The following is an 11,408-nucleotide window of genomic DNA, read 5'->3' on the forward strand; positions in this document are numbered from 1 at the left end:
CGGCGCCGCCTCCCACGCATCACGATCAAGGGCGGCAGTGGAGCATCCCCGCCCGGGCCTGACAAGCGCGGGCGGATTGTGGCATCACGCCTTGACCAAGCCGAGCCGGATCAAGCTCTCGGCCGTGGCGAGGATCGCCTCGTCGTTGGACCGGGGTTGCCAGCCCAGCACCGACCTCGCCTTGGCGCTGGTGGAATGCCTGACGCGGCCGAGCATCGGCACGACCGCCTGCAGCAGGGGAATCCGGCTCGCGGCGAGCCGAACCAGCCAGTCCGGAGCCTGGAGTCGCGGAACCCGGCGCGCCCGCGGCCCCAGTTCCCGCCGCAGCACCTTGCCGATGTCGAGGATCGACAGCGTCTCGCCGGAGACGGCGATGAAGCGTTCGCCTTTGGCCTCCGGCGCGGTCATCGCCCGCACATGCAGGTCGGCGACATCGCGAACATCGACCACGCCGAAATAGACCCGCGGCACCGCCGGCATGGCGCCGTCGAGCAGCGATTTGACGATCTCGATCGAGCCGGAGAAATCCGGCCCCAGCACCGGGCCGAAAACGCCGGCGGGGTTGATCACCGACAATTCGAGCCCACCGCCCTCGCGCGCGATGAAATCCCAGGCGGCCCGCTCGGCCAGCGTCTTGGACTTGATATACGGCTGCACATCGCTGCCCGCGAGATTGGTCCACTCGGTCTCGTCGAACGGCTTCTCCCGCGACGGATGACCGTAGCCGATCGCGCCGATCGACGAGGTGACGACGACACGCCTGACACCGGCATCCCGGGCGGCGCGCAACACCCGCAGCGTGCCGTCGCGGGCCGGGACGATCATCTCGTTCTCGTCCTTGGGCACACTGGTCGACAGCGGCGAGGCGACATGGAGCACGTAGTCGCCACCCGTCACCGCCGCCTGCCAGCCCCCGTCTGCCGTGAGGTCGGCGGTGAAGAAGGTCAGGCTCTCCGGCGACGCCGCCCCGCCCTCGCGCAGCATCGCCAACACATCGGCTTGCCGGTCCGGCCGCCGCACCGTTGTCCGCACCGCATGACCGGCGGCCAGAAGCTGCAGGATGACATGGATGCCGACGAAGCCGGATCCGCCGGTGACCAGAACAGTGCTCATTGCCAAATTCCCCTAATTGCGCCGGGTGCGCAAATTGGTTCCGCCACCCTGCTCAAGGCCGCATCTGGTCACTATCTCCGGGGGGAGCAAGTAGAATGGATTTCGAGACCGGTATGGAAAACCTGACCAGCGTTTGCGACGGCGACTGCGATTGCAGCCCGGACCCCACCCTGCTCGCCGATTTCAAGCGCGCGATCCATGCGCTCGGCGGCAAGTGGAAACTGGAGATCCTGTTCGCGCTGATGAACGGCGCGGTTCGTTTCGGTGCGTTACGGCGATCGATCGGCGGCATCACCCAGCACATGCTGACCACCCAGCTGCGCGAGCTCGAACAGGACGGGCTGGTGTCGCGCACCGCCTTCGCGGAGAGGCCGTTGCGGGTCGAGTACGAGCTGACTGACGCGGCTTACGGCCTGCTGCCGGCGTTTAAGGAAATATTGAGCTGGTCCAGGCTTTATGGAGATGCACGCCTTGCAGCGTCGCATGAAGCCTGATTGCAGCGATGTGTGATGCAGCTCGATCCCCGCTTCAACAAGCTCAACGATCTCGTTGATGCGACTCGCAAAACCTCCCGCACCTGAAGTGAAGGCTGTTTCTCATGTGAACTCACGTGAGCTCGCAGGAATCGACTCTAGCCCATTGATCACGATTCACTTTTCGCGATTGCGCCCACGCGTTGATGCGCGCGGCGGCACGCGACAGGCAAAATGCTGATCAAGGCGCGAAGCGGCGCCGTGAGCCCAAGAAACTAAAGAGCCGCATCTCTGCGGCTCGGACTCTATTCGTCGCGATAGACCTTCTCGCGTTTCTCGTGGCGCTCCTGCGCTTCCACCGAGAGCGTCGCGATGGGCCGGGCCTCGAGCCGTTTCAACGAGATTGGCTCGCCGGTATCCTCGCAATAGCCATAGGTGTTGTCCTCGATGCGCTGGAGCGCGGCGTCGATCTTGGCGATCAACTTGCGCTGGCGGTCGCGGGCGCGGAGTTCGATGGCGCGGTCGGTTTCGGACGATGCCCGATCGGCGAGATCGGGGTGGTTCACGTTCTCCTCCTGCAGAGCCTGCAGGGTGAGCTTGGACTCTTTGAGGATCTCATCCTTCCAGGCGAGGAGCTTCATACGGAAGTACTCCTTCTGCCGGTCGTTCATGAAAGGCTCTTTTTCGGTCGGTCGGTAGTTTTTCAACTTTTCCAAGGGCGGCCTATCTTCTTAAGCAACGACTCGTGAACGGAACGAAGTCCGTTGAGCCGGGGCTTATATAGCTACCCCATGTGACAGACAATATTTCCTTAATAGCGCGGTTAGCGCCCCCAAGCCCTTGCACAGGAAGCTTTATCCGGGAGAGCCCGGGGGCAGCCAAAAGGCTAGTAGCCGACCGTGAAACGCTGCCTCAGATGGGCCGGCTTCTCGATCTCGTCGGCGAGCGCGATGGCGTAGTCGGCGAAGCTGATCCAGCTCTTGCCGTTCGCATCTGCGAGAAGCTGGTCAGCCCCGAGCCGGAACTTGGTGGTCCGTTCGCCCTCGATGAACAGCGCCGAGGGCGAGAGGAAGGTCCAGTTCAGCTCCTTTTCCTGCCGCAGCAGGTCGAGAAAGGCCCCACCCGCCTCCGCCTCGGCCTTGTATTGGGCAGGGAAACCGGGGGTTGTGACCAGTTTGACGCCCGGAGCGACCTCCAGGCTGCCGGCGCCGCCGACGACCAGATAGCGCCCAACCCTGGAGTCCTTGGCCGCGCCGATCAGCTTGTGCGGGTCGCTGGCCAGGAAGTGGACGGAACTGATGGCCACATCGTGCCCGGCCCAGAGTTTGGTCAGGCCGGCCTGATCGAGCACATCGCCCTTGGTCGGCGTGACGTTCGGCAGGCCTGCGATCTTCTCCGGGTTCCGGGCGATGGCGGTGACGCCATGGCCGCGGCGGGACAGTTCCTTGGTGATCTCCGAACCGGCCCGGCCCGAGGCGCCGGCAACTGCGATTTTCATGGAAGGCTCCTTCGCTTCTATAGTAACCAATGGTTACTAGATATCGTAAGGAACGCTGGTGTTAAGAGAGCACTTTGTGCTTACCTGATTACGCAGGAGTAACCGGCAAGCCGAGCCGAGCGCAAGGAAGTGAGATGAAACCCAACGTCTATGCAGCCAATTGTCCGACGCGCCAGATCCTCGATCGCGTTGGCGACAAATGGGCCGTGCTGATCCTGTTGCTGCTGCGCGAGGAGCCGATGCGCTTCAATCAGTTGCGCCGCACGATTGAAGGCATCTCGCAGAAGATGCTGAGCCAGGTTCTCAAGTCGCTCGAACGCGACGGCCTGATCAAGCGCCGCGCCATCGCGACCGTGCCGGTGACGGTTGAATATTCGATCACGCAGCTCGGCCTGACGCTCGCTGCAGCGGTCGATCCGTTGCGCGATTGGGCCGAGGAAAATCTGAAAGACGTGCTTGCCGCCCAGCGGCGCTACGATTCGCAGCAGAAGGAGGAAGCGGCGTAAGGCCTTTCCTCGCGCGGGATGACGATCAGCCCTGCCCGGCCTTGGCCAGCTCGACCTCGACGCGCAGCTCGATCTCGGACAGCACGGAATCGAGACCGGGATCGCCGGAGGACGATTTCAGGTTCGCGGCCGCATCGCGCAGCCTCATCACGGTCGACGCATCGAGATTGCCGGACAAGAGTCCCATCTTGAGATCGTCGAGCACATCGAGCGCGGTCTTGCCGCGGACAACCGAGCGCTTGCGGCGCTCGACCGGATCTTCCTCGATACCTTGCAGCGCAAGCAGCGCATCGATGTTGGCGGAGGCTTTCGGTGCGGCGGCGGCGCGCGTTTCCTGCGTCGAATTTGTGTCGGGCAGCACGAAGGTGCCCGAGCTCGTTCGCCTGGCCTGGCTGGCCGGCGTTCCAAGCGTGGTGCCATTCGGTCCGTAGATGCGCATCGGGGCAATCCGGGTGATCGATGCGCCACATTCGCCGCTTTATGGTTAACGGGGCGTAAACGCCCCGGCAAAATCTGCCGGGAGGCGGCAGTTTCGCTCCTCAAGGAGAATGCCGGCTGGCGCCGATCCGAAGAGATTTATTCAACCTATTCAATCGGCTACCCCCTCTGCCGCGTGTTGGCACAGCGCTCGCAAGGAAAGCGTCGGACCAGCTCGTCATGGGAGTGTCGCAGATGGTCCGAGATGTGAGGAGCCTCGGGGAGCAGAGGATGCCAGGCGTTCGTTGGGTGAGGATTCTGAGCGGGGTGTTTGGGGTGGCCTGTGCCGCGCTGTCAGCGCTGGCGCTCTCGGCTGCCTCTGCAAACGCGACCTCGCGTATCAAGGATCTCGCCAATATCGAAGGCGTGCGGCAGAACCAGCTCATCGGCTACGGCCTCGTCGTCGGCCTCAACGGCACCGGCGACACGCTCAACAACATCCCCTTCACCAAGCAGTCGCTGCAAGCGATGCTCGAGCGCATGGGCGTCAACATCCGCGGCGCCACCATCCGCACCGGCAACGTCGCCGCCGTGATGGTGACCGGCAACCTGCCGGCCTTCTCCACTCAGGGCACGCGCATGGACGTCACCGTCTCCGCGCTCGGCGACGCCAAGGATCTGCGCGGCGGCACCCTGCTCGTCACGCCTCTCCTCGGCGCCGACGGCAATGTCTATGCCGTGGCGCAGGGCTCGCTCGCGATTTCCGGCTTCCAGGCCGAAGGCGATGCGGCGAAAATCGTGCGCGGCGTTCCGACCGTAGGCCGCATCGCCAACGGCGCCATCATCGAGCGCGAGATCGAGTTCGCGCTGAACCGGCTGCCGAACGTGCGGCTCGCGCTACGCAACGCCGATTTCACCACCGCCAAGCGCATTGCGGCAGCGATCAACGACTATCTCGGCGTCAAGAGCGCCGAGCCGATCGACCCCTCGACGGTGCAGCTGACGATCCCGCCGGAGTTCAAGGGCAACGTGGTCGCCTTCCTGACCGAGATCGAGCAGCTTCAGGTCGATCCGGATCTCGCCGCCAAGATCATCATCGACGAGCGCTCAGGCATCATCGTCATGGGCCGCGACGTTCGCGTCGCCACCGTCGCGGTTGCGCAAGGCAATCTCACGGTCACGATCTCAGAAAGCCCGCAGGTGAGCCAGCCCAACCCGCTGTCGCGGGGCCGGACCGTGGTCACGCCACGCTCCAGCGTCGGCGTCACCGAGGACGGCAAGAAGTTGGCCGTCGTCAAGGACGGCGTCTCGTTGCAGCAGCTCGTCGACGGCCTCAACGGCCTCGGCATCGGCCCGCGCGACCTCATCAGCATCCTGCAGGCAATCAAGGCCGCGGGTGCGATCGAAGCCGATATCGAGGTGATGTGATGCAAACCGGCATGCTCAACACCGCGCACGTCGTCACCGCCGCGCTCTCGAACCCCGCCTTCTCCGTGGAAAGCCGCAACGGCCGCCCCGATTTCGAGCTCGCCGCCGCCCTTCAGAAAGTCTCGCCGCAGCAGCAGACCAAGACCCAGAAGACCGCCACTGACTTCGAGGGCATGTTCCTCAACAGCATGTTCGCGCAGATGACCTCCGGCCTGAAGGGCGAAGGCCCGTTCGGCGATACGCCGGGCACCGGCGTGTGGCGCTCGATGCTGACCGAGCAATATTCCAAGAACTTCGCCAATGCCGGCGGCGTCGGTGTCGCCCGCGACGTCTACCGTACCCTGATCATACAGCAGGCCAAAACCACTCTTCGTACGGCATAAGGTCAAACGAGATGAACCACTTCAACGCGTCACGTCAGCCGATGCCAGCGCAGCGCCCGAACAACACGCCCGAGAGCGCCGCGGCGCGCAAGCTCGCCGAGGACCTGATGGACGCGATGAGCGCCCTGCTCGGCCTGATCGAGCGCGAGACTGAGCTGGTCCGCGCCGGCAAGGTCCGCGAGGCGATGATGATGGAGAGCCAGAAGCAGGAGCTGTCGCGGCGCTACGTCGGCGCCGTCAGCCAGTTGAAGGCGAACCAGGCCCAGCTTTCGAAATCCGCACCCGAGTTGCTCTCGACGCTGCACCGCCATCACGACGCCTTCCGCGCCATGCTTCAGGTCAATCTCACCGTGCTCGCGACCGCGCATGCGGTGTCCGAGAGCGTGGTGCGCGGCGTCAATGCCGAGATCCAGAAGCGCAACGTGCCGAACACCTATACGGCGGCGGGACGCCGCGCCACGCCTGGCCCGCGTCACATCACGCCGCTCGCGGTCAGCCGCACGCTCTGAGCGCAGACAAAGAACTCCATCCAATTTTACGAAAAACCGCGCGGCGAAAGCGTCGCGCGGTTAGTCACGTTTGCTTACCGGGTGTTCAATCCTGGTGTTCCATGGTTGCGTATTGAGAGGGGTTGGGATTTGACTCACACAAGGCAACCAGGAGGCTGCCATGAGTACAGATTTCAGCATCAGGCCGGTGGGGATACCGGCCCCGGTACAGATCGTCACGACGTCGAATTCGGCGGCGAACGATGCCGTCCAAACCGATTTGCCGGTGAGCCAGACGGTCGCTGCGAGCGATACCAGCGCGGCTGCGAGCAATGATCTGCAGAGCAATGCGAACATCTCGCGCCAGGTCGTGTTCGACCAGGCGTCCGCATCCATGGTCTTTCAGGTCGTCAACGACCGGACCGATGCCGTGGTCAATCAGTTCCCCGACGAGGCGATGCTGCGCCGGCGAGCCTATTTCCACGCACTGGATTTGAAGTCGGAGCCCTCGCGTCCGCTCAACACGGACCTCAGCGCTTAAAGAACGCCTGCCGATCAGCTGTCGAGCGTGGCCTGGGCGGTGTCGAGATAGCTCGAGCCGGTCGCCGGGTCCGTGACGACGTTCTTGATCTGCGCGGTGCCGGTGTCGGTCAGCGTGAACTTCGTGTTGCCGAAGCGGAACGACGAATCCTTGATCAGCACCTGCTGGTATTGCGAGGTCCCGTCGCTCTGATAGTGGATCTGCGCGCGGAAGCCGTTGACCTGCGAGACGTTGAGCGAAAATTTCTTGCCGTCGGAATAGGTACCGCTCCAGTTCCCCTGGTACAGCGACGAGTCGACCGCAACGTATTTGGACGAGCCTGTGGTGCTCGAAAGCGTATTCGCCTTATACGCGGTCGACAGGATGCTCATGATGTCGGACATCAGGAGTCTCCGTCACGGCCGACCGGACAGACCGGCAGCGATGTTGCGGTTGATCTCGATCAGCGGGCGGAAGTGATCGAACTGCGGGCTCATCTGCAGCGCCGCGGTCTGGCTCAGCACAAACACGCTGATGTTGGCGATCTTCTGCCGGACGTCGAGCGGCTGCGGGTTGTTCTCGCGCATGGCTTCGCTGAGGAAGATGGTCCAGAGCTTGCGGTTGAACATCAGCGCCTGCGTGGTCTGCTCGCTGAAGGGATCAGCGGCGTTGATCGCGTCCTGGAGCTTGTTGGCTGCCTTCAGCAGGGTCTGCGCCTCGACATCACGAGGAGATGCGGTGGTCGTTGCAACACGCGCGTAGGCCGAGGCAGCGGAATTCGACATCAATCACACCTTGGAATCTTCCTAGCCCGTTGAACGGACTTAAGGATTTCTTTCCCAACCCTATGCAGTAGCGCTTAAGATTTGCTTACATGTGCGCCTGGAAGCACTCCGGATTATTACGGGTCGCGGAGTCCTTGTACGCGCGAGGCTAGATGCGCGGACGCAAGCTGTAAACTTGCAATGCATCATGCACATCGATCTCAGCTAATCTTGTCTTAGCGAACTCCCTCAAAAGAACGGCGGAGCATTAGCCCCGCCGCGCCGTCTCAAGATTCGATTCTGCGTTTGCGAATTAGCGGAGCAGCTGCAGCACGCTCTGCTGCGACTGGTTGGCCAGCGACAGTGCGGAGACCGCGATCGACTGGCGGGTCGACAGCGCCTGGCTGTTGGCCGCTTCCTCGTTGGTGTCCGCGAGCGTCAGGTTGGACGAGCCGGTCTGCAGCACGTTGATCAGGTTCTTCGAGAAGTCCTGGCGCACCTGCACGATCGACAGGTTCGAACCGAGCGAGGAGCCTTCAGACCGCAGCGTGCTCGACGCCGCATTCAGGCTGGTCAGCACCTTGTTGGTCGCGCCGTTGTCGATGAAGTCCGTGCCGGGCACGAGATTGCTAAGGCCAAGACCCGCCGCGTTGAACACCACGCCGTTGATGCCGAGCGTGGAGCTGCCGGTCTCGTTGAACACCAGCTTCAGCGTGTCGCCGTTCAGGAGGTTGACGCCGTTGAAGGAGGAGTCCTGCGAGGTGGTGTCGATCTGCGCCAGGATGTTGTTGAACTGGCTGACCAGGCTCGAACGCGCGGTCTGCGCCACGGGATCCTGGACCGGGGGCTGCGCGGTGGTGAAGGCAAGCACGCCGGTGAGCGTACCGCCAACCGCGCCGCCGGCGGTCGACGAACCGAGGGTCGAGGAGGCGTATTCGTTGACGGTGGTGACCGTCAGCACGCCGTTGGCGTCGATCGTCGCGGTCAGGTGGTTGGCCTGAAGCTGGACATTGAGCTGGTCAAGCGTCTTGACCGTGCCGTTGGTGCCGTCGCCGAAGGTGACGTTGACCGGCGTGCCGCCGTTGAAGGAGGTGAAAGTCAGGGTCTTGCCGCTGACACCGCCGACACCGGAAGTGCGCGCCGCGCTGAACGCCGTCGCCGTTCCGGTATTGCCGCTGAGGCCGAAGGCGCTGAGCGCATTGCCGGTGCCGGTAATCGAGAGGTCGGCGTTGATACCCGTCGAGATCGCCAGCTGGCCGCTCGAGTTCACCGACGACGGGATCTGACCCGGGGTGGTGCCGAGCGTTGCGGCCCCGTTGAAGAGGCTGGCGGTCTTCACGCCGGTCGCAAGATCGATCGAATTGAGCAGGTCGGTCAGGTTCGCGCTCTGCAGATAGACGGTCGAGTTGCCATTGCCGTCGGTGACGACGTTGCCGCTGACGCCATATCCGGTGGCCACGCTTGCCGCCGACTGCGGGGTCTGCGCGTTCTTGAAGGTGATGGTGTGACCGTCGATGTTCAGCGTCGAGCCATCCTGGACCAGCGACCCCAGCGAGCCCGACGTCGTCGAGCGGTTCGCGGCGACGCTGGCATTGCCCGCGCCGGTCGCAGCCGTCAGGCCGAGGGCGTGGAGGAAGTCCGCCTTGCCCGCGACGCTCAGATCGGCACCGGTCGAGCTCTTCAGCGTGATCACGCCGCCCGCGCCGATGGAGGATGGCGTCTGGATTGTACCGACAGTCGCGCCGCTGGTCGCGATCGTGGCTGCGCCGGCGCTGATCGTCGCGGTCTTGACGCCGCTAGCGAGATCGATCGCGCTGAGCACGTCGTTGACGGTCGCCTTGGGCGCTGCCGCCGTTCCCTCGTAGACGATCGAGTTGCCGTTGCCGTCGGTGGCAATGCTTCCGCTGGCGTTGAGGCCCCAGCCAGTCGGCTGGGTCGTCGGAGCGGGGCCGGTGCGGAAAGTGACGGTCTTGCCGTTCACGGTGATGGTGTCGCCGTCCGCGGGCGGCGTGCTGAATGTGGTGGATGTCGTGCTGCCGACCAGCGTGTCCGTCCCGGCGAGCGCAGTGGTGTTGTCGGCGGCGTTCACCGCGGTACCGACCGACGTGCCGGCGCTGGAACCGAGCGAGGCGCCGAGCGCGGCGGCTGCCGTCACCGGCGTGACGCCGCCGGCTGCACCAGTATAGAGCACGTTGCTATTGGCGGTCGCGCTCGCATACGAGGTCGTGCCGCGCAGGTCCGCCGGCGTCGCACCCGGGATCGTGGTCGAGACGTTGGACTTGGTGGAGTAGCCGACCGTGGTCTGGAGCGCCTGGTTGGCGATCGATTTCGCCGAGTCGATCAGCTTCTGCAGCGAGGTGATGCCGGTATTGGCTGCCTGGAGCACCTGCACACCGTTGTTGATGCCGTCGAGCAGGTTGCTGATATCGCTCGCCCGGTTGTCCAACCCCTGTGCGGTGAAGAAGTTGGTGGGATTGTCGAGCGCGGTGTTCACCTTCTTGCCGGTCGACAGCCGCTCCTGCGTCGTGGCCAGCAAGTCGGCCGTCGACTGCAGCGACAACAGGTTCTGGCGAACGGACGCCGAGAGAACGATGTTGGACATTGGCAGGTCTTCCTCTTGAACCGGATACGAATCGGCCGCGCGGGTCTGGAAGCGGGCTTTTGTCCAGTTCTAGGGGCTGTCCTTTAAAGTATGGTTAACGCCGGTTTAAGGGATAGGGTTAATGGCGGGTGTACGCCGTTTCCTGCCTCGAAACGCAAAAAAAGAGCGGCGGGGCTGGGGCCCCGCCGCCCGGTTTTATTGAGTTATTTCAGTCGCTTGTTAGCGGAGCAGCTGGAGCACGCTCTGCTGCGAGGTATTGGCCAGCGACAGTGCCGAGACCGCGATCGACTGGCGGGTCGACAGCGCCTGGCTGTTCGCCGCTTCGACGTTGGTGTCGGCCAGGGTCAGGTTCGACGAGCCCGTCTGCAGCACGTTGATCAGGTTCTTGTTGAAGTCCTGACGAACCTGCACCACCGAGAGGTTCGAACCGAGCGCCGAGGCTTCCGACCGCAGCGTGCTCGATGCGGCGTTCAAATTGGTCAGCACCTTGTTCGACGCGGCGTTGTCGATGAAGTCGACGCCAACGGTCAGTGCGGCGAGGCCCAGACCCTTCGAGTTGTAGGTCACGCCGGTGATGTTGAGGTTCGACTTGCCGGTCTCGTCGAACACCAGCTTGAGCTGGTCGCCGTTCAGGAGGTTGACGCCGTTGAACGAGGAGTCCTGCGAGGTCGTGTCGATCTGGTTCAGGATGTTGTTGTACTGGCTGACCAGGTTGGCACGGGCGGTCTGGGCAACCGCATCCTGGATGGGCGTGGATGCCGTCGAGAAGGTCAGCGCAGTGGTGAGCGTACCGCCGATCGCACCGCCCGCGGTGTTCGATCCGATCGTCGAGGACGCGTAGTCGTTGGACGCGGTAATGGTCAGCAGGCCGTTCGCATCGATCGTCGCGGCCAGGTTGTTGGCCAGAAGCTGCGTATTGAGCTGGTCGAGCGTCTTGACCGTGCCGTTGGTACCGTCGCCGAAGGTGACGTTGACCGCCGTGCCACCGTTGAAGGAGGAGAAGGTCAAGGTCTTGCCGGTGATGCCGCCGATGCCCGAGGTGCGCGCAGCGGTGAAGGCGGTCCCGGTGCCGGTGTTGCCGGCGAAGCCGAGCACGTTCAGCGCATTGCCCGTACCGGTGATCGACAGGTCGGCATTCACGCCGGTCGCAATGCGAAGCTGGCCCGAGCTATTGATCGACGAGTTGGTCTGGCCGGTCGCGGTCTTCAGCGTCGCC

The 11,408-nt window shown here is 63.7% G+C and carries 14 protein-coding genes; 6 read left to right on the forward strand and 8 right to left on the reverse strand.

Translation table 11 applies throughout. From position 1 onward, the window contains the following. Positions 1-84: 84 nt before the first annotated feature. Entirely contained in the window at positions 85-1,113 is a 1,029-nt protein-coding gene (locus FXB40_RS42615) for an SDR family oxidoreductase (protein WP_148778236.1), read from the reverse strand. 95 nt (positions 1,114-1,208) lie between these two features. On the opposite strand from FXB40_RS42615, the gene FXB40_RS42620 reads away from it, so the two are divergent. Continuing rightward, positions 1,209-1,607 (forward strand): winged helix-turn-helix transcriptional regulator, encoded by a 399-nt coding sequence (locus tag FXB40_RS42620; protein WP_187437516.1) that lies wholly within the window; start codon positions 1,209-1,211, stop codon positions 1,605-1,607. Positions 1,608-1,891: 284 nt separating this feature from the next. On the opposite strand, the gene dksA is transcribed toward FXB40_RS42620, so the two are convergent. Further along, positions 1,892-2,257 (reverse strand): RNA polymerase-binding protein DksA, encoded by a 366-nt coding sequence (dksA, locus tag FXB40_RS42625; RefSeq protein WP_008142458.1) that lies wholly within the window; start codon positions 2,255-2,257, stop codon positions 1,892-1,894. Positions 2,258-2,472: 215 nt separating this feature from the next. Continuing rightward, entirely contained in the window at positions 2,473-3,084 is a 612-nt protein-coding gene (locus FXB40_RS42630) for an NAD(P)-dependent oxidoreductase (protein WP_148778237.1), read from the reverse strand. A gap of 134 nt (positions 3,085-3,218) precedes the next feature. Here FXB40_RS42630 and FXB40_RS42635 point away from each other — a divergent pair, with 134 nt between their 5' ends. Next, positions 3,219-3,590, forward strand: a complete 372-nt coding sequence (locus FXB40_RS42635; protein ID WP_148778238.1) for a winged helix-turn-helix transcriptional regulator — start codon at positions 3,219-3,221, stop codon at positions 3,588-3,590. A gap of 25 nt (positions 3,591-3,615) precedes the next feature. Here FXB40_RS42635 and FXB40_RS42640 read toward each other — a convergent pair whose 3' ends face one another. Further along, on the reverse strand, positions 3,616-4,029 hold the full coding sequence (locus FXB40_RS42640) for a flagellar assembly protein FliX (RefSeq protein WP_148778239.1): 414 nt from the start codon (positions 4,027-4,029) through the stop codon (positions 3,616-3,618). A 269-nt stretch (positions 4,030-4,298) separates the two neighbouring features. On the opposite strand from FXB40_RS42640, the gene FXB40_RS42645 reads away from it, so the two are divergent. The 4 genes from FXB40_RS42645 to FXB40_RS42660 all read left to right on the forward strand — a co-directional run bounded on the left by FXB40_RS42645 (position 4,299) and on the right by FXB40_RS42660 (position 6,847). Then, a complete protein-coding gene (locus FXB40_RS42645; RefSeq protein ID WP_148778240.1) occupies positions 4,299-5,435 on the forward strand; it encodes a flagellar basal body P-ring protein FlgI in 1,137 nt (378 codons plus the stop codon). Continuing rightward, positions 5,435-5,818 (forward strand): flagellar assembly peptidoglycan hydrolase FlgJ, encoded by a 384-nt coding sequence (gene flgJ, locus FXB40_RS42650; RefSeq protein WP_187437517.1) that lies wholly within the window; start codon positions 5,435-5,437, stop codon positions 5,816-5,818. The genes FXB40_RS42645 and flgJ overlap by 1 nt, the downstream gene beginning before the upstream one ends. An 11-nt stretch (positions 5,819-5,829) precedes the next feature. After that, the gene (locus FXB40_RS42655; protein ID WP_148778242.1) at positions 5,830-6,327 is read left to right on the forward strand and encodes a hypothetical protein; all 498 of its coding nucleotides are present in this window, start codon (positions 5,830-5,832) and stop codon (positions 6,325-6,327) included. Between the two features lie 160 nt (positions 6,328-6,487). Further along, complete coding sequence (locus FXB40_RS42660; protein WP_148778243.1) at positions 6,488-6,847, forward strand: flagellar protein FlaG; 360 nt, start codon at positions 6,488-6,490, stop codon at positions 6,845-6,847. Between the two features lie 14 nt (positions 6,848-6,861). On the opposite strand, the gene FXB40_RS42665 is transcribed toward FXB40_RS42660, so the two are convergent. The 4 genes from FXB40_RS42665 to FXB40_RS42680 form a co-directional block, all read right to left on the reverse strand. Then, positions 6,862-7,230: a hypothetical protein gene (locus FXB40_RS42665; RefSeq protein WP_148778244.1), complete on the reverse strand. Its 369-nt coding sequence runs from the start codon at positions 7,228-7,230 to the stop codon at positions 6,862-6,864. A gap of 12 nt (positions 7,231-7,242) precedes the next feature. Beyond that, positions 7,243-7,611, reverse strand: a complete 369-nt coding sequence (flaF, locus tag FXB40_RS42670; RefSeq protein ID WP_027534793.1) for a flagellar biosynthesis regulator FlaF — start codon at positions 7,609-7,611, stop codon at positions 7,243-7,245. Between the two features lie 292 nt (positions 7,612-7,903). Further along, on the reverse strand, positions 7,904-10,192 hold the full coding sequence (locus tag FXB40_RS42675; RefSeq protein WP_148778245.1) for a DUF1522 domain-containing protein: 2,289 nt from the start codon (positions 10,190-10,192) through the stop codon (positions 7,904-7,906). 219 nt (positions 10,193-10,411) lie between these two features. Continuing rightward, the coding region (locus FXB40_RS42680; protein ID WP_148778246.1) for a DUF1522 domain-containing protein at positions 10,412-11,408 on the reverse strand (997 nt) is incomplete at its 5' end.

The sequence above is a fragment of the Bradyrhizobium rifense genome, from assembly GCF_008123425.1.
GTDB lineage: Bacteria > Pseudomonadota > Alphaproteobacteria > Rhizobiales > Xanthobacteraceae > Bradyrhizobium > Bradyrhizobium rifense.